The organism is Pseudonocardia sp. DR1-2 (assembly GCF_023717215.1).
GTDB lineage: Bacteria > Actinomycetota > Actinomycetes > Mycobacteriales > Pseudonocardiaceae > Pseudonocardia > Pseudonocardia alni.
The window spans coordinates 253,133-273,235 of the sequence record NZ_JAMQOF010000006.1 but is presented as its reverse complement, the minus strand read 5'-3'; the positions used below and the strand labels follow the sequence as shown (position 1 = coordinate 273,235).

Sequence of the window (20,103 nt, the reverse complement as noted above, 5' to 3'; positions counted from 1 at the left end):
GGGGATAGCCTCGCTCCCGTGTCCGTGATCGCCGACAAATCCGCTCTCGAGCTGCACCGGGCCACGCTGGCCAACGGGCTGCGCGTGCTCGTCGTCCCGGACCCGGCCACCCCGGTGGTCGGGGTCTCGGTGCACGTCGACGTGGGCTTCCGTTCCGAGCCGGAGGGCCGCACCGGCTTCGCGCACCTGTTCGAGCACCTGATGTTCCAGGGCAGCGAGAGCCTGGAGAAGCTGGAGCACTTCCGGCAGGTCCAGTCCGCGGGCGGGATCTTCAACGGCTCGACCCACCAGGACTACACCGACTACTTCCAGGTGCTGCCCGGTGCGGCGCTGGAGCGGGCGCTGTTCCTGGAGTCCGACCGGCTGCGCGCCCCGAAGCTCACCGTCGAGAACCTGCGCAACCAGGTCGACGTCGTGAAGGAGGAGATCCGGCTCAACGTCCACAACCGCCCCTACGGCGGGTTCCCGTGGATCCTGCTGCCGCCGGTCCTCTACGACACCTTCCCCAACGCGCACAACGGCTACGGCGACTTCTCGGAGCTGGAGCAGGCGAGCCTGGACGACGCGGCCGCGTTCTTCGACACCTTCTACGCGCCGGGCAACGCGCTGGTCACCGTGCACGGTGACCTGTCCGAGCACGGCGTCGACGGCACCCTCGCCCTGGTCGAGCGGCACTTCGGGGACATCCCCGCCCGGCCCGTCCCGCAGCGGCCGTCGTTCGCCGAGCCCGCCCCCGGCGCGGAGCGGCGGCAGACCGTGGCCGACGCCCACGCCCCGCTGCCCGCGCTGGCACTCGGCTACCGCGTCCCCGACCCGGCCGCCGAGCCCGACGCCTACCTGGCCCACGCCATGCTCGCCACCGTCCTGGCCGACGGCGAGGCCTCGCGGCTGCAGCGCCGCCTGGTCCACGGCGGCGCCGACGGAGCGGGGCTGGTCACCGACGTCTCGGCGTCCAACGGCCTGATGGGCGGCCCGTTCGACGCCCGCGACCCCGACACCTTCACGATCACCGCGGTGCACCCGGCCGAGGTGTCCGCGGACCGGGTCACCGCCGCGGTCGACGAGGAGCTGGACCGCCTCGCCGAGCATGGCCCCGGCACCGAGGAGCTGGAGCGCCAGACCGCCCGCTGGGTCGCCGCCCTGCACCGCGAGGACGACCGCGTCATGTACCGGATGCTCGGGCTCGGCGCCCGCGAGCTGCTCTACGGCCGCGCCGAGCTCGCCGTGGAGCTCCCCGGCAGACTGGCCGCCCTGACCGGTGCCGACGTCGCCGCCGCGGCCGCCCGGCTGCGTTCGGCCGGGCGGGCCGTCCTGCTGGTCGAGCCGGCCGCTGAACCGACCGGGGACGGCGACGCGTGAGCGCGCCGACCCGTCCCGGCACCGTGAACCACACCGAAGGGGGCTCCGCGTGAGCGCCGCCCGCACACACCGCAGCGCGGAGGAGATCGGCCGCACCGAGCGCGGCCCCCGACCGCTGCCCGCGCTCGGCCGCACCAAGGAGGTGCCGCTGCCGGACGTGCTCACCGAGACCCTGCCGAACGGGCTGACCGTCCTGGCCGCGCGCCGACCCGGGGTCCCGCTGGTCGAGACCGTCCTGCGTATCCCGGCCGCCTCGCCGGAGCCGGTCGCCGACGCCGCCCGCACCGCGGGCACCGAGGTGCTCGCCGAGACCATCCTGACCGGCACCGCGGGCCGCGACCGGGTCGGCATCGACGACGCGCTGGCCTCGGTCGGCGGGGAGCTCGGCGTCGCCGTCGACCCGGAGTACCTGCAGGCGGGCGGCTCCGCGCTGGCCACCGGTCTGCCGACGGTCCTCGACGTCCTCGCCGACGTCCTCACCGCCGCCACCCACCCCGACGCCGAGGTCGCCCGCGAGCGGTCCCGGCTGGCCGAGCGGATCGCCGTCGCCCGCGCGCAGCCGCGCACCGTCGCCCGCGAGGCGCTGATGCGCCGCCGCTTCGGCGACCACCCCATCGTCTCGGAGATGCCGACCGCCGAGGCCGTCGCCGCGGTCACCCCGGAGCGCGTGCGGGAGCTGCACGCCGACGTCGTCGTCCCGGACGGGGCGAGCCTGGTCCTCGTCGGCGACATCGACCCCGAGGCCGCGATCGCCGAGGTCGCCCGCCGGCTCGGGGGGTGGACCGGCGACCACCCCGCCCGGTGGCTGTCCACCCCGCCGGTGCCGCAGGCGGGCGACCTGGAGCTGGTCCACCGGCCCGGCTCCGTGCAGTCCCAGCTGCGTCTCACCGCGCCCGGCCTGGACCGCACCGACGAGCGCTACACCGCGTTCCAGCTCGCGAACCTCGTGTTCGGTGGCTACTTCTCCTCGCGCTGGATGGAGAACATCCGCGAGGACAAGGGCTACACCTACGGTGCGCACTCCGGGCAGGAGTTCGTGCCCGGTGGCGCGGTGCTCGGTCTCGACGCCGACGTCGCCTCCGACGTCACGGCCGCCGCCCTGCTCGAGACCCGCTACGAGCTCGGCCGCATGGTGGCGGTCCCGCCGACCGAGCAGGAGGTCACCTCGGCCCGTCGCTACGCGATCGGTTCGCTGCTGATCTCGCTGGACAGTCAGTCCGCGCTGGCCGGCACCCTGTCCGCGCTGCACGCCGCCGGGCTCGACGTCGACTGGCTCCGGGACCGGCCGCGCCGGCTGGAGGCGGTCACCGTCGACGAGGTCGCCGCGGCCGCCACCGCGCTGTTCGCGCCGACCCGGTTCACCGGGGTGGTCGTCGGTGACGCCGACGTGGTCGGGCCACCGCTCGCCGCGCTCGGCGGCGTGGTCCGCGGAGGCGGGCGATGAGCCCCGGGGACTTCTCCCTGACCGAGGAGCCGGTGCTGTCGCGCAACGCGCTCTCCCGCGACGAGAACCGCCGCCTGGACCCGGCCTACGTGCGCGACACGTGGGCGAAGGCGCGCGTGGTCGTCGTCGACGAGTCCGGACGCACCCCGGTGGACTGGGAGGTCGAACCGGGCCGCGAGTTCCGCGAGGTCGACGCCGCCGCCTGGGACGACGCGGCAGGCCGTGGCGGGCACGTCCGGACCCGCGCGGGCACCGACGTCGCCGCGGAGCCGCCGGCCGAGGCCGTGCTGCTCGGCGAGCGCGAGGGCGTCCCGTACTGGGCGGTGCGCGTCGGGACCGAACGCACCGCCGACAGCGACATCTTCACCGGCGAGGGGGAGTGGGCGGACCTGCGCGCCGCGGGCGCGTTCCTCGACCCCCTCGGGTCCGGGCTGCTCACCGGCGCGGTCGCCACGCTGAACTGGCACGACCGGTCCCGGTTCTGCGCGATCGACGGCACCCGCACCCGCCCGCACAACGCGGGCTGGGCCCGGGTCTGCGACAACGGCCACGAGGAGTACCCGCGCACCGACCCGGCGATCATCTGCCTGGTGCACGACGGCGCGGACCGCGTCCTGCTCGCCCGCCAGCCGGTGTGGCCGGCCGGGCGCTACTCGGTGCTCGCCGGGTTCGTCGAATCCGGCGAGTCGCTGGAGGCGTGCGTGCACCGCGAGATCTCCGAGGAGGTCGGCATCGCCGTGTCCGACGTGCGGTACCTCGGCAGCCAGGCGTGGCCGTTCCCGCGGTCGCTGATGGTCGGCTTCCACGCGATCGGGGACCCGGAGGTCCCGCTGACGCCGCAGGACGGCGAGATCGCCGACGCCCTGTGGATCACCCGGGACACGCTGCGGGCGGCACTGGCCCGCGGCGACTGGGGCACCCGGGACGAGCCCGACCCCACCGACGGACCGGTGGTCATGCTGCCGGGGAAGGTCTCGATCGCACGCACCATGCTGGAGTCCTGGGCCGCCGCCGGGGGCTGACCCCGCAGACGAAGCGGCGGCCCGCCCCCGGTGAGGTACCGGTGGCGGGCCGCCGCGCTCCGTGGTGGGAGATCAGGGGCAGGTGTCAGACCCCGAGCCGGGTCTTCACCTCGGAGAAGCTGGGGTTCGTCGCGACCGACTCGTCCGGGAAGACGACGGTGGGCACCGTACGGTTGCCGCCGTTGGCCTTCTCGACGAACGCCACGGCGTCCGGCTCACGCTCGATGTCGATCTCGCGGTAGCCGATGCCGGCCTGGTCGAGCTGCAGCTTGAGACGACGGCAGAAGCCGCACCAGCTGGTCGTGTACATCGTCAGGTCCGCCATACCGGGTGCAACGGGCCCGCCCGCGGGATTCTTCCCGCCCCCGCTGTGAGCTGCCCGGCACCCGGACGGGCGGGACGGGCGGCCCGTGACCGTCGGGGGTGGGTGTCAGGATGGGTGGGTGCCGTCCCGATCCGCCGCCCGCCCCGCCCGTGCGACCCGCGCCGTGCCGGACCCGGCGGCACCGATCGGCGCGGACGGTCTGGACCCCGAGCAGCGGGCCGCGGTGCACGCGCCGCGCGGCCCGGTCTGCGTCCTCGCGGGGGCGGGCACCGGCAAGACCCGCACGATCACCCGGCGGATCGCCCACCTGGTGACCTCGGGCCACGTCGCCGCCACCCAGGTCCTCGCCGTCACCTTCACCGCCCGCGCCGCGGGGGAGCTGCGCACCCGGCTGCGCGCGCTCGACGCCTCCGGGGTGCAGGCCCGCACCTTCCACGCCGCGGCGCTGCGTCAGCTGCGCTACTTCTGGCCGCAGATGGTCGGCGGCAGCCCGTGGCCGCTGCTCGACGGCAAGCTGCGGCTCGTCGGCCAGGCGGCCGCCCGCGCCCGGGCCGGCACCGACTCCGACGCGCTGCGCGACCTCGCCTCCGAGATCGAGTGGGCGAAGTCGACCCTGGTCGCCCCGTCGGACTACGCGGCCGAGGTCGCCCGCCGTCGCCGCGACACCCCCGGCCCGGCCGAGCAGGTCGCCGCCGTCTACGCCGCGTACGAGGAGCTGAAGAACGCGAGCGAGCAGCTCGACTTCGACGACCTGCTCCTGCACACCGCGATCGCGCTGGAGGAGCACGGCGGCGTCGCCGAGGAGTTCCGGTCCCGTTACCGGTGCTTCGTGGTCGACGAGTACCAGGACGTCACCCCGCTGCAGCAGCGCCTGCTCGACGCCTGGCTCGGCGACCGCGACGACCTCACCGTCGTCGGCGACGCCAACCAGACGATCTACACCTTCGCCGGCGCCTCCCCCCGGTACCTGCTGGAGTTCCCGCGCCGCTTCCCCGACGCGGCGGTCGTGCGCCTGCAGCGCGACTACCGCTCCACCCCGCAGATCGTCGGCTGCGCGAACCAGCTGATCGGCGCCGCCCGCAACCGGCCCGCCGGGTCCCGGCTGCAGCTCATCGGGCAGCTCCCGCCCGGCCCCGACCCGGACTTCTCCGAGCACGACGACGAGGCCGGGGAGGCCGCCGCCGTCGCGGGCCGGATCCTGACCCTGATCAACGACGGCACCGAGCCGTCGGAGATCGCGGTGCTGTTCCGGATCAACGCCCAGTCCGAGGCGTTCGAGCAGGCCCTGTCCGACGCCGGCGTGCCCTACCAGATCCGCGGCGGCGAGCGGTTCTTCAACCGGCCCGAGATCCGCCGGGCGATGCTCGCGCTGCGGACCGCGGCACCGGACCAGCGGCCGGGCACCGACCTCGTCGACGTCACCCGCGCGGTGCTCACCGCCCGCGCCGGGCTGACCGACGAGCCGCCGAAGGGCGCGACGCTGCGCGCGCAGTGGGAGTCGCTGCTGGCGCTGGTCGGCGTCGCCGAGGAGCTGGCCGCGGTCGAGCCGCAGGCCGACCTGCGCCGGTTGTGCGGGGAGCTGGAGACCCGCGCCGACCACGCGCAGGCGCCCGTGGTCAACGGCGTCACGCTGGCGTCGCTGCACGCCGCGAAGGGCCTGGAGTGGGACGCGGTGTTCCTCGTCGGACTCGCCGACGGCACCCTCCCCATCGGCCACGCCGGCGACGACGAGGCCGCCGTCGAGGAGGAACGCCGGCTGTTCTACGTCGGCGTCACCCGCGCCCGGCGGGTGCTGTCGATGTCGTGGTCGCTGTCCCGGGCCTCCGGGCGCGGGCCGAAGCGACGCCGCTCGCGGTTCCTGTACGGACTGATCCCGGACTCGCACCCGGCGTCCCGGGTGGCCGGCGAGCGCCGGCCCGGGGGAGCCCGGCCCAAGTGCCGCGTCTGCGGGACCCCGCTGTTCGGGACCACCGCCACCAAGCTCCTGCGCTGCGACGACTGTCCGTCCGATGTGGACCTGGAGCTGCTGGACCGGCTGAAGCAGTGGCGGTCGGCGGCGGCGAAGGCGCAGGACGTGCCCGGCTTCGTCGTGCTCACCGACGCCACGCTCACCGCGATCGCGGAGCAACGGCCCGCCGGACCGTCGGCCCTGGTGGGCATCCCGGGGATCGGCGCGGCCAAGCTGGACCGCTACGGCGACGACGTGCTGCGGGTGCTCGCCGAGCACGCGGCGGAGGGCTCACGACCCCCTCTTCGGTAGGGATCGGCGTGAACTTCCGGCGAGACTTCGAATAATCGGTTGCAGTGCCGTGCGCAGCACTTCTACTGTCGTCGGCACCAGGTGGAGCGCCATGCTCCCGACACAGACGCGTCGCGCGGGAAACCGCGGACGGAACCGGAGGAGGTGACGAGATGGGCACGATCGACACGACCGGCCTGATCGGCACCACCCTGTCCGTCCCGGCCCCGGTGTGCGTCCCGGAGCAGACCGTCGTCGCGCACGACGTCGCTCACGCGGGCATCGCGGTGTCCGGCGTCCGCCGTCGCCACCAGGGGGTGGCGCTGATCGCGCCGTCGACGCTCCGCACCACGGGTGAGGTGTACCCGCTGGGCGGCATGCCGGTCGCGGTCACCGGCCCGATCTTCGATGACAAGTGCACAGCTGCGTTCGTTCCCGGGCGCCGAGGGGGTACCTGACCCTCAGCACCCAGCGAGTCCCATCGGGGCCGCGGAACCCACGCACACGGGTTCCGCGGCCCCGATTTTTTTGTCCCCGATTCCGTCCCGAGAGATGACAGGTCCCGACCGGACCGGTCTGACCAGTTGCAGATGAAGTTCGATCGAGGAGGTCGATCGTGTACGTGCGATCCGTTCCGTGTGACGGCGGAATGATCACCGAGCAGTCCGGCGGCGGCGCCGGACCCGACGAGGTGCGGCTGCGGTCCGTGCCGAGCGTGGGCTCGGCCCTGCCCTGCCGCAACGGCGACGCCGACCTGTGGTTCGCCGAGGCCCCGGCCGAGCTGGAGGAGGCGAAGTCCCGCTGCGGCGGCTGCCCGCTCCGGCAGGCCTGCCTGGACGGCGCGCTGGAGCGCGCCGAGCCGTGGGGCGTGTGGGGAGGCGAGATCTTCGACCACGGTCGGGTGATCCCGCGCAAGCGCCCGAGGGGGCGTCCCCGCAAGGCCGACCTGGAGCGCGACCGGGCCCTGGCCCTGGCCGCGAGCCGCTGACCACAGCCGTACCGGCGCGACGCGCACCGCGGCGCCGCCGACCCACCAGACCCGAGGAGACCGAGACATGAACGACCTGAAGCCGGCACCGGCCGCGCGACCGATTCCCCGCACCGACCGTTCGTCCCACCTCGTGAACCAGGAGAACGTGATGACGCTCATCCAGGAAGCGCTGGCGAGATCCCATCAGCAGGAGGCCCAACGGGCGGCGGCCGAGCACCGGCTCGCGCGCCGGCTCACCGCGGGCCGTGGCTGGTCCCGGATCGCGGCCTGGGCCGCCTCCCGCGCCGAGCGGGCGCGGCTGCGCGCCGGCTGATCCCGCCGCCGACCGCCGTGATCGGTGCCCCGTCCGGACCCCGCGTCCGGGCGGGGCACCGTCGTGTCCGGGACCTGCCGGTCCGCCGGCGGGAGCGGGTGCCTGCTCGTCGCTCTGCTCTGCTCACCGATACGCAGCACCCCAGGTCAGGGCGCCGACGACCCGGTGAAGACGTCGGCGAACTCCGCCGATGGCGCGATCTCGGTGATCACGTCGACCAGTACCCCGTCCGGCCCGGCGACGACGAAGTGCCGCTGCCCGAAGTCCTCGTCGCGTACCGGGAGCAGCGCCTCCAGCCCACCGCGGACGACGAGACGGTCCCACTCGGCGTCGACGTCGTCGACCTCGAGGTTCACCAGCGTCCCGGCGGCGGACCGGCCGCGGTACGCCGTCGGGATCGTCGGATGGTCCCGGTCGAGGACGGCGAGCTCGAAGCGTCCGCGACGGAGGCTGACGTACCAGTCGGTGTCGAAGACGATCTCGAATCCCATCAGGCCGGTCCAGAACGCGCGGGCGGCCGGGACGTCGGCCGTCGCGAGGACCGGGTAGCAGCTGTGGAGCACGGCACCCTCCTATACGCATACCTTCGGTATGTGAAATCTATCGACGTACCATCAGTACGTCAAATGGAGGGGAGGGCACGGGAACTCCGGTCCGAGCAGCGCGAGCGGATCCGGCAGGCGGCGCTGGACGAGGCGGCGCGCCTGTTCTCCCGCAACGGGTACGGCGCGGTCGGGCTGCCGGCCGTCGTCGCCGGGTCGCGGTGACGAGGGGCACGCTCCACCACCGGTGCGACGACGAGCGGCGCCGTTCGCCGCGGTCCTGGCGCGGTTGGCGGACCGTGTGGCGGACCGGGGCCCCCGAAGGCTCCGCCAGTGGCGCCGACCTGCGCTGCTGCGTACCGGTGAGCAGAGCACAGCGACGACAGGACACCCCCGTCCCGCAGGACCGGAGTACCGAAGGGGAGGGGTCAGCCGGTCGGGGCGTCCGGCTCGAACATCTCCGGCTGCCACTCGGCGACGATCTCCCGCAGCCGCACGTGGGAGTCGAGCTGGCACAGGATGCCGACGGTCCCCATCGTCACCCGGTGCACCAGCAGGAACCGCGGGGGCAGGTTCAGCGACCGGCCGATCGCCGCGTCCGGGCTGCGCAGATCACCGACCCGCTCGGCCTGCTTCTGGATCCATCGGCGGCTGAAGTGGAACTCCTCGGACCCCAGCGGCTCGGTGAAGGGCGCGAGGTAGCCGAGGATCTGCTCGGACTCGATCCGGGCGCCGTCGCGGACGAACCCGGCCGAGCGCATCAGGGCCATCAGGTCCCCGCTGCGCCCCTCGAGCGCGTACTTGGTCATCGTGACCAGCTCGGGGGGCATGCCGTCGGGCATCCGGGCGACGGCACCGAAGTCGAGGACGAGCAGACGGCCGTCGTCGAGGATCCCGAAGTTGCCGGGGTGCGGGTCGGCGTGCAGCAGGTGCGCGCGGTCCGGCGCCGAGTAGTGGAAGCGGGCCAGCTGGTTGCCAGCGTGGTCGCGATCCTCGCGGGTGCCGTCGCGGATGATCGAGGCCAGCGGGCGGCCCTGCACCCACTCGGTGATGACGGCCTTGGGCGCGGACCCGACCACGCGGGGGATCTTCACGTCCGGGTCGTCCTCGTAGAACGCGGCGAACTCGCGCTGGTACGCGGCCTCGTCGCGGTAGTCGAGCTCCTCCTCCATGCGGTCCTTGAGCTCCGCGACCAGCGGCTTGATCTCCATGCCGGGGACCAGCGGCTGCAGGATGCGGCTCATCCGCCCGAGCTGACGCAGGTCCGAGCGCAGCGCCTCCTCGGCGCCGGGGTACTGCACCTTGACCGCGACCTCGCGGCCGTCGCGCTTCCAGACCGCGCGGTGCACCTGGCCGATGCTGGCCGAGGCGGCGGGCGTCTCGTCGAAGTCGGCGAACCGGGACCGCCAGGACCGCCCGAACTGCTGGGTGAGCATGTAGTCGACGTCGGCCATGGGCATCGGCGGCGCCGCGGACTGCAACTTGGTGAGCGCCTCGCGGTAGGGCTCCGCGTACTCGTCGGGCACGGCCGCCTCGAACACGCTGAGCGCCTGCCCGAACTTCATCGCGCCGCCCTTGAGCTCGCCGAGCACCTCGAACAGCTGCTCGGCGCTCTTGGCCGCGAGCTGGGCCGCGATCTCGTCGCGGTCACCACCCGTGAGACGGCGCCCGAACCCTGCTGCGGCACGTCCGGCGACGCCGAGCGGGAGGCCGGCGAGCTTGGCGGTGCGCGAGGCGGTTCTTCGGGGAATGTCGCTCACACCGTGATTGTCCACCCGGCCGGGGGAGTCCCGCACGCCGCGGTGGGCCCCGGTGCGCTGTCCGGTACCGCCGCAGCCGCTGTGCCGCAGGAACAACCGGGTCGGCGGAAGCCCGGACGGGTGACGACCGTCGCCGCGTCCACGTCGACCTCCAGCACCGCACCCCACGACGCGGGCGGGCGGCCGCCGCGCACCGGCCCGTCGACGGCGGCGAGCACCTGGCCGACCGCCACCGCCGCCGTCGCGACCAGCACGTGCGGTGCCGCCGCCGACGGCCCACCGGCCGCACCGGGCGCCCCCGCACAACCGGGACACGGCCCCCGGCCCGGCAGGACGAGCGGCCCCACCACGCCGCGGCCGTCGCGCAGGGCCACGAACAGGTGCTCCGAGGGAGCCTCCGGCGGCACCGGCCCGTCGCCGGCGAGCACAACCAGGTCCGCGGGCACCCGCCGGGGCGGATCGGTGTCGACACCGGCGTCGCGCAGGAACGAGCGCAGCTCCTCCCCGCGGTCCCGGCCCGGCCCCGCCGGCAGCCCGGCCAGCACGTCGTCGGCGCCCGTCACCCCGCCGACCTGCGGGTACAGCTGTCCGATCCCGGCCCGGGCCAGCCCGGCGACGACCGCCACGGCGAGCGCGCCGTCGCCGCGGATCTCGACGAGCGTGCCCTCCCGGCGCCGCCGGACCCGGTCCACGACGTCCGGGTCGGCGAGCAGCCCCGCCCGCCACAGGACGGCGAGCAGCACCGCGACCTCGTCGTCGCCCCGGGTGAGCGCACCGGTCGGGCACGGGCCGTCGGCGAGCCGGTCCAGCGCGTCGACGGCGGCGGGGGACAGCTCCTCCAGCAGCCGGGCCCGCGGTGGGCCGGACCCGATCCGGCGGGCCCGTGGCCCGGCCGGGAGGACGGCGAGGTGGGCGGCGAGCGCGAGCCGTGCGGGCAGTCCGGTCACCGGCGCCACGGTGCCCGCTCCGTGCGGCGACGGGGCCGGAACGCGTCCGCGCCGTTCGCATCCGCGAACCGGGGCGGCCTACCCTGGAGCCATGGCGAGTCCCCCGGTAGAGGTCCGACGCAGCGCCCGCCGGAAGCGCATGGTCAGTGCCCGGCGGGAGGGGGAACGGCTCGTCGTGTTCATCCCGGGCTGGATGTCCGCCGAACAGGAACGCGACTGGGTCGCGGAGATGGTGCGACGCGTCGAGGCGAGCGAGGCCCGCCGCCGCTCACCGGGCCGCAACAACGACGAGGCCCTGATGCGCCGCGGCCTGGAGCTGTCGAAGCGCTGGCTGGAGGGGCGCGCGCGGCCGTCGTCGATCCGGTGGGTGCCGACGATGCGCACCCGCTGGGCGTCCTGCACCCCCGACGACGCCACGATCCGGATCAGCGAGCGTCTGCGGGACGCGCCGGGCTGGGTCGTCGACTACGTGCTGGTGCACGAGCTGGCCCACCTGCTGTCCGCCGCGCACGACGACGTCTTCTGGTCCTGGGTGCGCCGCTATCCGCGCACCGAGCGGGCCATCGGCTACCTGGAGGGCCTCAACGCGGCCGCGGAGCTCGGCATCACCGGTGTCGACGGCGACCCGGCCCCCGCCGACGAGCCCGACGGGGTCGCCGACGCCGACGGTGAGGTCGGCGGGTTCGGCGGGACCGGCCCCGGGAGGGAGCCGGTCCGCGCGACCGGGACCTGAGCCGGGCTCAGGAGTCCTTCCGGTCCGTCCCGTCCTCGCCGTCGGTGTCCTCCGCGGAGGGCTTCTCCGAGGTCCCGGGCTCCTCCGGGGTCCCGGACGACTCGGCCTTCCTCTTCTCCGCGTCGGCGGCCATCTGACGCTCCAGCTCGGCGATCGGGTCGTCCGGGACGGCCCCGCCGGTCGCGCCGCCGCGCACGAAGGCGGCCGGGTCGTCCAGGTCCTCGGCCGACGGGATCAGGTCCGGGTGCGCCCAGACCGCGTCGCGGCCCTCGACGCCGCGCTCGGCGCCCAGCAGCTTCCACAGGTCCGCCGCGGCCCGCAGCTTCCGCGGCCGCAGCTCCAGCCCGACGATCGTCGCGAACGCCTGCTCCGCGGGCCCGCCCGAGGCGCGGCGGCGGCGCATCGTCTCGCGCATCGCCTCGGCCCCGGGCAGCCGCTCGGTCAGCGCCTCGGCGACGACGGTGTCCACCCAGCCCTCGATCAGGGCGAGCAGGGTCTCCAGCCGGGCCAGCGCCGCCTTCTGCTGCGGTGTGTCCTCCGGCTCGAACATGCCGGACTGCATGGCCTCCTGGATCGACTCCGGGTTCGACGGGTCGATCCCGCGGGCGAGCTCCTCGATCCGCGAGGTGTCCACGGTGATGCCGCGGGCGTACTCCTCGACGGCGCCGAGCAGCCGCTCGCGCAGCCAGTGCACGTGGGTGAACAGCCGCTGGTGGGCGGCCTCGCGCGCGGCGAGGAACAGCGTGACCTCACCGGCCGGGCGGTCCAGGCCCTCGGTGAACCGGGCGACGGCCTCGGGCAGCAGTGCGGAGGTGCGCTCCGGGCCGACCGGGATGCCGAGCTCGGTGGAGGTCAGCACCTCCTTGCCGAGCTGCGCCAGGCCCTGGCCGAGCTGGCTGCCGAACGCCATCCCGCCCATCTTGCCGAGCATCCCCAGCATCGGGCCCGCCGCGCCGCGGACCTCCTCGGGCAGACCCTCGACCCAGGCCGAGGACAGCCGCGTCGCCACCGGGTCGCAGAGCCGCTTCCAGGTCGGCATGCCGGCCCGCACCCAGTCCGACGGCGTCCAGGCCTTCACCTCGCCGCCGGAGGAGGGGAACGACGTCGCCGGGTCGAGCCACAGCTCCGCGAGCTTCACGGCCTCGGCGACCCCGGTGCGCTGGGCGTCGGTGAGCGACGACGTCGACTGCGCGAGCTGCTGGGTGGCGATCCGGGCGGCGAGCTCGTAGTCGACGGGGCCGCCGTCGGAGGAGCCGCTGCTGGAGAGCATCTGGCCGAGCTGGGACAGCATCTGCCCGAGCTGGCTCATGTCGAACTGGCCCCCGCCGGGCATACCCGGCATACCGGGGATCCCGCCCATGCCGAACGCCGCGAACGGGTTCTGGCCCGCGCCGCCGGAGGCGCCGGACGGGTCGTCGGACCGGGGGTGCGACCCGAAGCCGAACGGGTCCTTCGGGCCCTCGGGCTCGCCCTTCCCGTCCTTGCCCGACGTGCCCCCGTCCGTGCCGGAGGCGTCGCCGGAACCCGAGTCGGGCTGGTCGCCGGGCTCGCGGTCGCGGTCACGGTCGGCGGGGCCGAAGCCGAAGGGGACGTCGCTCATGCCGTCCACCGTACGCGGGCCCGGGGGGTGGTCGCCGCCCCGACAGCCGGTGGATCGGGCCTGGTAGGGCGGTGTTCGCCGGGAGCGGACCGGGGAACTACGAGCAGCCGGCGGGCGTACCGCCGGTGTCGAGGGTGGTCAGCGCGCCGACCGCCTCGTCGAGGGTCCCGACGCGCACGAGCTGGAGCCCGTCGGGCGCGTCCTCGGCGGCCTCGGTGCAGTTCGCGGCGGGCACCAGGAACGTCTGCGCACCGACCTCGCGGGCCTTCAGCATCTTGAACCGGATGCCGCTGATCGGCCCGACCCGGCCCTCGGCGTCGATGGTGCCGGTGCCGGCGACGAACCGGCCGCCGGTCAGCGGACCCGGGGTCAGCTTGTCGACCAGCGCCAGGCTGAACATCAGACCGGCCGAGGGGCCGCCGACGTCGCCCAGGGTGATGGTCAGCTTCTGCCCCTCGGCGGGCGAGGTGGCCGGGGTGATGCCGAGGAAGGCCCGCGCCGGGTCGTCCGGGTGGGCGGCCGGGGTGACGGTGACCTGGCGCGGCGCGGCGTCCCCCCGGCGGACGGTGAGGGTGACCGGCTGACCGGGGCGCGCGGCCCCCATGGCGTCGAGCAGGCCCTGGACCGAGGTCACCGGGGTGGCGCCGACGGCGCGGATCTCGTCGCCGGGTTCCAGCACCCCCGCCGACGGCGAGCCGTCGGTCAGCGCGCCGACCGTGACCCGGGTCGGCAGGTGCAGGTGGTTCAGCGCCGCGGCCTCGGCGTTCGCGATCGAGCCGTCGAACTCCTGCTGGTTGGCCTGGGTGACCTGTTCGGTGGACTCACCGGGCGGGTACAGCGACCAGCGCGGCGCGAGCCGGTAGGTGCCCGAGGCCCACATGCCGAGCGCCCGCAGCGTCGAGATCCCGTCGGTGACACCGACGGTGGTCATGTTCAGGTGCCCGGTCGTCGGGTAGGTCGGCAGGCCCTCCGCGGACACGACGGGCGTGCCCTCGACCTCACCGAGGGTGTCGAAGGTCGGTCCCGGCCCGAGGGCGACGACCGGCGCGGGGACCACGGTCCCGACCGCGGTGAGGGCCAGCAGCACGAGGACCGCGGTCACCCACGTCGAAGATCGAACGCCCACGGACGGAACCCTACGATCGTGCGACGACGACGGCGCGCCCGACCCCGGCCCGTCCTGCGACGATGCGGTCGGAGAGCCGGGGGACCGCCGCCCGATGTGTCGTTTTCGTCCCGACACACCGGGACCCGACCGCGACTTCACCGAACCTCCGTACAGTTGCCCTCGGAGAACCGTGCCGTCGCCCCAGCCGGCCGCGCTCTCCACGAGTCGTACCCGAACTGTGGAGTGTGCCCGTGTCGTCCATGCGGCCCCCTGTGGGAGCGCCGTCGCTGACCCGCCGAACCCGGATCCTGCTGGTCGCCGCGGGCGTCCTCGTAGTGCTTCTGCTCGGTGGCTCGCGGCTGTTGAACTTCTACGTCGACTACCTGTGGTTCGGCGAGGTCGGTTTCCGGAGCGTCCAGCTCACCCGGCTGTTCACCCAGATCGTGCTCTTCGGGGTCGTGGCCCTGGTGGTGGGCGGCCTGGTCGCGCTGACGCTGTGGCTGGCCTACCGGTACCGCCCGGTCTTCGTGCCGGTGTCCGGCCCCGAGGACCCGGTCGCGCGCTACCGCACCACGATCATCCAGCGCCTGCGCCTGTTCGCCGTCGGCGTGCCGGTCGTGATCGGTCTGATCGCCGGGCTCGCGGCGCCGACGCAGTGGCAGACCGTGCAGATGTTCCTGCACGGCACCCCGTTCGGCCGCGCCGATCCCGAGTTCGGCAACGACATCGGGTTCTACGCCTTCACCCTGCCCTTCCTGCGGATGAGCCTGAACTGGCTGTTCGTCGCCGTCGCGATCTGCTTCGTGCTCGCGCTGGTGACCCACTACATCTTCGGGGGCATCCGGCTGTCCGGCCGCTCCGGCTTCGTCTCCACCGCCGCGCGCGCCCAGCTCGCCGTGCTCGCCGGGGTGTTCGTGCTGCTCAAGGCCGTCGCCTACTGGTTCGACCGCTACGACCTGCTGTGGTCCAACCGCAACGCGCAGACGTTCTACGGAGCCACCTACACCGACCTCAACGCGGTCCTGCCGGCCAAGCTGATCCTGCTGGTCATCGCGGTGATCTGCGCGCTCGCGTTCTTCGTCGCCGCCTTCCGCCAGAACCTGCAGATCCCGGCCGTCGCCGTCGTCATGCTGGTCGTCTCCTCGATCCTGGTCGGCACGGCGTTCCCGCTGGTGCTGCAGCAGTTCGTCGTCGCGCCCAACGCGAACGTCAACGAGGCCCCGTCGATCGAACGCAACATCGCCGCGACCCGGGACGCCTTCGGCATCGGGCCGGACAAGGTCGACATCACGCCCTACGCGGGCACGTCGGAGGCGACACCGGCCCAGGTCCGGGCCGACACCGACACCATCCCCAACATCCGGCTGCTCGACCCGGGCAAGCTCAACCGCACGTTCACCCAGCTCCAGCAGCGACGGAACTTCTACGGGTTCTCGCCCAACCTCGACATCGACCGCTACACCGTCGACGGCGAGACCCGTGACTACGTCGTCGCGGCGCGCGAGATGAACGCCAACGGCCTGGTGAACAACCAGCAGGACTGGATCAACCGGCACCTGGTCTACACCCACGGCAACGGGATCGTGGCCGCTCCGGCGAACCAGGTGAACGAGGCCCTGGAGGACGCGGGCGGCTCCGGCGGCCTGCCGAACTTCCAGGTCTCCGACACCCAGCAGCAGGGCTTCGTGCCCGTCCAGCAGCCCCGCATCTACTACGGCGAGCTGCTCGACAACCAGTACTCGATCGTCGGTGCCGAGCCGGGTACCGCGCCGCGGGAGTACGACTCCGACGAGGCGCAGTACACCTACACCGGTGCCGGCGGCGTCCCGATCGGCGGGCTGTTCAACCGTTCGGTGTTCGCGCTGGCCTACGGCGAGCGGAACATCCTGTTCAACAACTCGATCAACGCCGACTCGAAGATCATGTACGTCCGGAACCCGCGGGACCGCGTGCAGGCGGTGGCCCCGTGGCTGACGCTGGACAACGACCCGTATCCGGCCGTCGTCGACGGGCGGGTGCAGTGGATCATCGACGGCTACACCACGCTGCAGAACTTCCCCTACGCCGAGCGCGTGCAGCTGGGTGACGCGACCGCGGACTCCCGGCTCGGGCCGAACGGCCAGCAGCTGCCGAACGACACGATCAGCTACCTGCGCAACTCGGTGAAGGCCACGGTCGACGCCTACGACGGCACCGTGAAGCTCTTCGCCTTCGACGAGTCCGACCCGGTGCTGCAGACCTGGGAGAAGGCGTTCCCGGGCACGGTCGAGCCGCGCTCGGCGATCACCCCGGACCTGCAGGCCCACCTGCGCTACCCGGAGGACCAGTTCAAGGTCCAGCGTGAGCTGCTGACCCGCTACCACGTCGACGACCCGAACGAGTTCTTCTCCACCGTGTCGTTCTGGGACGTCCCGTCCGACCCGACCGTGCAGGGCGGCAACGGCGGCAGCCAGGACGCACAGCCGCCGTACTACATCTACGCGGGTCTGCCGGGGCAGGAGGGTGCGTCGTTCCAGCTCACCAGCGCGCTGGTGAGCCTGCGGCGGCAGTTCCTCGCCTCGTACGTCTCGGCCAGCTCGGACCCGGACACCTACGGGAAGCTGACCGTGCTGCAGCTGCCGAACGAGACCCAGACGCTCGGCCCGCAGCAGGTCCAGGCCCGGTTCCTCGGCTCGCCCGAGGTCTCCTCCGAGCTGAACCTGCTGCGGCAGAACCAGACCACGATCGACTACGGCAACCTGCTGACGCTGCCGGTGGCCGGTGGCCTGCTCTACGTCGAGCCCGTGTACATCGAGCGGGCGGGCGGTCAGGACAACTCGACCTACCCGCAGCTGGCCCGCGTCCTGGTGTTCTACGGCGACCGGCTCGGCTACGACGCGAGCCTGTCCCGGGCCCTCGACGAGGTGTTCGGCGCCGGAGCCGGTGCCGCCGCGGGCGGTGCCGCCCCGACGACCGGGCAGCCCGCCCAGCCGACGACGCCCACGACGCCGGCCACGCCGAACGGACAGGGCGCCCAGACCCCGGCGGCGCCCAACGCGGCGCAGGCGACCGCGGCGCAGCAGATCCGTGCGGCGCTGAACGAGCTCAAGGCGGCCCAGCAGTCCGGTGACTTCGCCAGGCAGGGCGAGGCGCTGGCCGCGCTGGACCGTGCGGTCGCGGCGTTCCAGGGCGCCGGCGGCTGATCATCGTCGGGCCGGACCCCCCTGCGGGTGGGGTCCGGCCCGGTGTGTAAGGTTGCTCCTGCAACACAGACGGAATGCACGCGGTTCCGTCCGGCGCGGGGTGGAGCAGCTCGGTAGCTCGCTGGGCTCATAACCCAGAGGTCGCAGGTTCGAATCCTGCCCCCGCTACCACCCACGAAGGCCCCTAGGATCTCCTGGGGGCCTTCGTTCTTCGTGGGGTCCGGCCCCGGTCGCCGGGACCGACCCCCCTCGGAGGTCCGGTGAACGGCCGGTGTACGGTGGTGACACAACACAGACGGGATCGCACGCGGTCCCGGACGGCGCGGGGTGGAGCAGCTCGGTAGCTCGCTGGGCTCATAACCCAGAGGTCGCAGGTTCGAATCCTGCCCCCGCTACCACTCACGAAGGCCCCCGGGGAGCACCCCGGGGGCCTTCGTCCTGTCAGGGGACCCGCGCGTACTCGGCGACGACGACCCCGGAGCGGTACGGCGTCGACCGCACCAGGTCCCACGACCGCGGCCGGTACCCGCCGCCGTCGTCGAACAGGGGCTTGCCCGCCCCGAGTACGACCGGGTTCACCTTGAGCACCAGCCGGTCGATCTCGCCCGCCAGCGCGGCCGCGAGCCGCCCGCCACCGCAGAGCCAGATACCGGCGCCGGTGCGGTGCTTCAGCTCGCGGACGAGGTCTACCGGGTCGCGCCCGGTCAGGGTGATCCCGGCGGGCACCGCGTCGGCGGGACGGCTGCGCGACAGGACGTACTGCTCCAGGTGCGGGTACGGGTCGGCGGTGGCCGCCAGGCCCGCGGCGTAGGTGTTCCAGCCCATCAGCACGGTGTCGAACCGGCTGTTGTCCGCGGTCAGCCCGAGCATGTCCAGTCCGACGGCCGGGACCGTGTCGGTCCACTCCCGCAGGATCATGTCGATGTGGTCGCCGGTCTGCGGGAAGGCGTCGAAGGTGTCGTCGGGGGCCGCGATGCGGCCGTCGAGCGAGACCGCGACGTAGTAGACGAGCTCGCGCATGCGCGGACCTCCGGGTCGAGAAAACCACGACGGATGTCGTGGTCGCCGAAAGTACAACAGGCGTCGTGGTTCGTCTAGGGTGCCCGCATGGCACGCAACGACGACCGCAGGCAACGGCTGGCCGACGCGGGGCTGGCCGTCCTGGCCCGCGAGGGTGCCCGGGGACTGACCCACCGCGCGCTGGACCGGGAGGCCGGCGTCCCGACCGGCACGGCGTCGAACTACTTCCGGACCCGCGCCGAGCTCGTCCGTGCGCTGGCCGACCGGATCGGGCAGCGCCTGGCACCGGACCCGGACACCGTCGCCGGGCTGCGTGCGGGGGAGGCGGGGCCCGCGATGTTCGCCGACCACATCCGCGACATCGTGCGCCGGCTCGGTGCCGAGCGGGACGTGACGCTGGCGCTGTTCGAGCTCCGCCTGGAGGCCGCCCGGCGCCCGGAGGTCGCCGAGGTCATGGGGGAGTGGCTGCGCACCGGGTTCGCCGCCGACGTCGCCTACAACCGGGCCGCGGGACTGCCCGGCGGGCCCGCGGAGATCGCGCTGTTCCACTACGCGGTCGACGGCCTGCTCCTGGACCGGCTGACCCTGTCCATCGACCCGGACACCCCGACCGACACCGTCGTCGACGCACTCGTCGACGGGCTGCTCCCGCCCGCTCAGGGCGCCGGTGCGACCTCCAGAACCCGGTAGCCGCGCTCGGAGGCCAGGCGGGTCGTCGGGAAGCCCTGCTCGTCGCTCAGCCACCGTTGCAGCGAGTCCGAGCCCAGGTTCTTCGCCACCACCAGGTACGCCCGCCCGTCCGGGAGGAGCCGCGGGAGCCAGCGCAGCAGCAGCTCGTGCAGCGCGGCCTTGCCGGAGCGGATCGGCGGATTGGAGTAGATCCCGGCGAAGGTGACGTCGTCGGGGACCTCCTCGGGCCGGCAGGCGGTCACGTTGCCCAGCCCGGCCGCGTCGGCGTTCTCCCGGGTGAGACCCAGCGCGCGCTCGTTGAGGTCCACCGCCCACACCGGTAGCCGGCGGCGCCGGCTGGCCAGGGTGAGCGCGATCGGGCCGTAGCCGCAGCCGACGTCGAGCAGCGGGCCGCGCACCGGCGGCATCGGTGCGGTGTCGAGCAGCACCTTCGTCCCGCGGTCGAGGCGGCTGTGCGAGAAGACCCCGGTGTCGGTCACCAGCGACAGGTCCACGTCGGACGTGTGCAGGCGGACCGACCCGCGGTGGCTCGCGACGGACGGCGTGGCGCTGAAGTAGTGGTCACCCACGCCGGGTGATGCTACGGCGGGGACACTGGGGACATGAGGACGCCACAGCCCCCGCAGGACGTGCCCATCCGTGAGGAGCCGATCCGGATCGGTCAGTTCCTGAAGCTCGCCGGGCTCGCCGAGGACGGCGTGCACGCCCGCGAGATCCTGGAGGCGGGCGAGGTCACGGTCAACGGGGCACCGGAGCACCGCCGGGGCGCCCGGATCCGGCGCGGCGACGTCGTCTCCGTGGCCGGGCGGAGCGTCCGCCCGGCCTGAG

General features: G+C 73.9%; 20 protein-coding genes and 2 tRNA genes. 14 read left to right on the top strand and 8 right to left on the bottom strand.

Annotated elements, in window-relative coordinates; all coding sequences use genetic code 11:
* The first annotated feature begins 18 nt into the window (after positions 1-18).
* Genes ND486_RS19435 through nudC form a run of 3 tightly spaced genes read left to right on the top strand, consistent with a single transcriptional unit; the run spans position 19 to position 3,825 of the window.
* Positions 19-1,359, top strand: coding sequence for a pitrilysin family protein (locus tag ND486_RS19435; RefSeq protein WP_251785622.1), 1,341 nt, complete (start codon positions 19-21; stop codon positions 1,357-1,359).
* 49 nt (positions 1,360-1,408) lie between these two features.
* On the top strand, positions 1,409-2,803 hold the full coding sequence (locus tag ND486_RS19430) for a pitrilysin family protein (protein WP_251785621.1): 1,395 nt from the start codon (positions 1,409-1,411) through the stop codon (positions 2,801-2,803).
* Positions 2,800-3,825, top strand: coding sequence for an NAD(+) diphosphatase (nudC, locus tag ND486_RS19425; protein WP_251785618.1), 1,026 nt, complete (start codon positions 2,800-2,802; stop codon positions 3,823-3,825). Before ND486_RS19430 ends, nudC begins: the two co-directional genes overlap by 4 nt.
* An 85-nt stretch (positions 3,826-3,910) precedes the next feature.
* Here the strand turns inward: nudC and ND486_RS19420 are convergent, their stop codons facing one another.
* Positions 3,911-4,135 carry a glutaredoxin domain-containing protein gene (locus tag ND486_RS19420; protein ID WP_280118320.1) on the bottom strand — a complete coding sequence of 75 codons (225 nt, stop codon included), beginning with the start codon at positions 4,133-4,135 and terminating at the stop codon, positions 3,911-3,913.
* Positions 4,136-4,313: 178 nt separating this feature from the next.
* Between ND486_RS19420 and ND486_RS19415 the strand changes: the two genes are divergently transcribed.
* The 4 genes from ND486_RS19415 to ND486_RS19400 all read left to right on the top strand — a co-directional run bounded on the left by ND486_RS19415 (position 4,314) and on the right by ND486_RS19400 (position 7,693).
* Complete coding sequence (locus ND486_RS19415) at positions 4,314-6,410, top strand: ATP-dependent DNA helicase UvrD2 (protein ID WP_308215867.1); 2,097 nt, start codon at positions 4,314-4,316, stop codon at positions 6,408-6,410.
* Between the two features lie 152 nt (positions 6,411-6,562).
* Positions 6,563-6,847: a hypothetical protein gene (locus tag ND486_RS19410; protein WP_251785617.1), complete on the top strand. Its 285-nt coding sequence runs from the start codon at positions 6,563-6,565 to the stop codon at positions 6,845-6,847.
* A gap of 191 nt (positions 6,848-7,038) precedes the next feature.
* Positions 7,039-7,377, top strand: a complete 339-nt coding sequence (locus ND486_RS19405; protein ID WP_083474559.1) for a WhiB family transcriptional regulator — start codon at positions 7,039-7,041, stop codon at positions 7,375-7,377.
* A gap of 67 nt (positions 7,378-7,444) precedes the next feature.
* Positions 7,445-7,693, top strand: a complete 249-nt coding sequence (locus ND486_RS19400) for a hypothetical protein (protein WP_062400576.1) — start codon at positions 7,445-7,447, stop codon at positions 7,691-7,693.
* Between the two features lie 146 nt (positions 7,694-7,839).
* Here the strand turns inward: ND486_RS19400 and ND486_RS19395 are convergent, their stop codons facing one another.
* Complete coding sequence (locus ND486_RS19395; RefSeq protein ID WP_251785616.1) at positions 7,840-8,256, bottom strand: VOC family protein; 417 nt, start codon at positions 8,254-8,256, stop codon at positions 7,840-7,842.
* A 63-nt stretch (positions 8,257-8,319) separates the two neighbouring features.
* On the opposite strand from ND486_RS19395, the gene ND486_RS19390 reads away from it, so the two are divergent.
* Positions 8,320-8,460 (top strand): hypothetical protein, encoded by a 141-nt coding sequence (locus tag ND486_RS19390; RefSeq protein ID WP_251785615.1) that lies wholly within the window; start codon positions 8,320-8,322, stop codon positions 8,458-8,460.
* Between the two features lie 203 nt (positions 8,461-8,663).
* Here the strand turns inward: ND486_RS19390 and ND486_RS19385 are convergent, their stop codons facing one another.
* Complete coding sequence (locus ND486_RS19385) at positions 8,664-9,995, bottom strand: AarF/ABC1/UbiB kinase family protein (protein ID WP_178374292.1); 1,332 nt, start codon at positions 9,993-9,995, stop codon at positions 8,664-8,666.
* Positions 9,992-10,942, bottom strand: a complete 951-nt coding sequence (locus tag ND486_RS19380) for a hypothetical protein (RefSeq protein ID WP_251785614.1) — start codon at positions 10,940-10,942, stop codon at positions 9,992-9,994. Before ND486_RS19380 ends, ND486_RS19385 begins: the two co-directional genes overlap by 4 nt.
* Before the next feature lie 91 nt (positions 10,943-11,033).
* Here ND486_RS19380 and ND486_RS19375 point away from each other — a divergent pair, with 91 nt between their 5' ends.
* Positions 11,034-11,675, top strand: coding sequence for a M48 family metallopeptidase (locus ND486_RS19375; protein ID WP_251785613.1), 642 nt, complete (start codon positions 11,034-11,036; stop codon positions 11,673-11,675).
* 7 nt (positions 11,676-11,682) lie between these two features.
* Here the strand turns inward: ND486_RS19375 and ND486_RS19370 are convergent, their stop codons facing one another.
* Positions 11,683-13,275, bottom strand: a complete 1,593-nt coding sequence (locus ND486_RS19370) for a zinc-dependent metalloprotease (protein ID WP_251785612.1) — start codon at positions 13,273-13,275, stop codon at positions 11,683-11,685.
* 97 nt (positions 13,276-13,372) lie between these two features.
* The gene (locus ND486_RS19365; protein ID WP_251785611.1) at positions 13,373-14,377 is read right to left on the bottom strand and encodes a PDZ domain-containing protein; all 1,005 of its coding nucleotides are present in this window, start codon (positions 14,375-14,377) and stop codon (positions 13,373-13,375) included.
* A gap of 266 nt (positions 14,378-14,643) precedes the next feature.
* Here ND486_RS19365 and ND486_RS19360 point away from each other — a divergent pair, with 266 nt between their 5' ends.
* The 3 genes from ND486_RS19360 (at position 14,644) to ND486_RS19350 (ending at position 17,963) form a co-directional block, all read left to right on the top strand.
* Complete coding sequence (locus ND486_RS19360; RefSeq protein WP_251785610.1) at positions 14,644-17,565, top strand: UPF0182 family protein; 2,922 nt, start codon at positions 14,644-14,646, stop codon at positions 17,563-17,565.
* Between the two features lie 94 nt (positions 17,566-17,659).
* Positions 17,660-17,736 (top strand) — tRNA-Met (locus tag ND486_RS19355).
* Between the two features lie 150 nt (positions 17,737-17,886).
* Positions 17,887-17,963 (top strand) — tRNA-Met (locus ND486_RS19350).
* Positions 17,964-18,006: 43 nt separating this feature from the next.
* Here the strand turns inward: ND486_RS19350 and ND486_RS19345 are convergent.
* On the bottom strand, positions 18,007-18,585 hold the full coding sequence (locus tag ND486_RS19345; RefSeq protein WP_251785609.1) for a dihydrofolate reductase family protein: 579 nt from the start codon (positions 18,583-18,585) through the stop codon (positions 18,007-18,009).
* Between the two features lie 87 nt (positions 18,586-18,672).
* Between ND486_RS19345 and ND486_RS19340 the strand changes: the two genes are divergently transcribed.
* Complete coding sequence (locus ND486_RS19340; RefSeq protein WP_251785608.1) at positions 18,673-19,275, top strand: TetR/AcrR family transcriptional regulator; 603 nt, start codon at positions 18,673-18,675, stop codon at positions 19,273-19,275.
* Here ND486_RS19340 and ND486_RS19335 read toward each other — a convergent pair.
* On the bottom strand, positions 19,242-19,844 hold the full coding sequence (locus ND486_RS19335) for a class I SAM-dependent methyltransferase (RefSeq protein ID WP_062400588.1): 603 nt from the start codon (positions 19,842-19,844) through the stop codon (positions 19,242-19,244). The genes ND486_RS19340 and ND486_RS19335 overlap by 34 nt on opposite strands.
* A 33-nt stretch (positions 19,845-19,877) precedes the next feature.
* Between ND486_RS19335 and ND486_RS19330 the strand changes: the two genes are divergently transcribed.
* Positions 19,878-20,102: an RNA-binding S4 domain-containing protein gene (locus ND486_RS19330; RefSeq protein ID WP_208819928.1), complete on the top strand. Its 225-nt coding sequence runs from the start codon at positions 19,878-19,880 to the stop codon at positions 20,100-20,102.
* The last annotated feature ends 1 nt before the right edge of the window (position 20,103 follow it).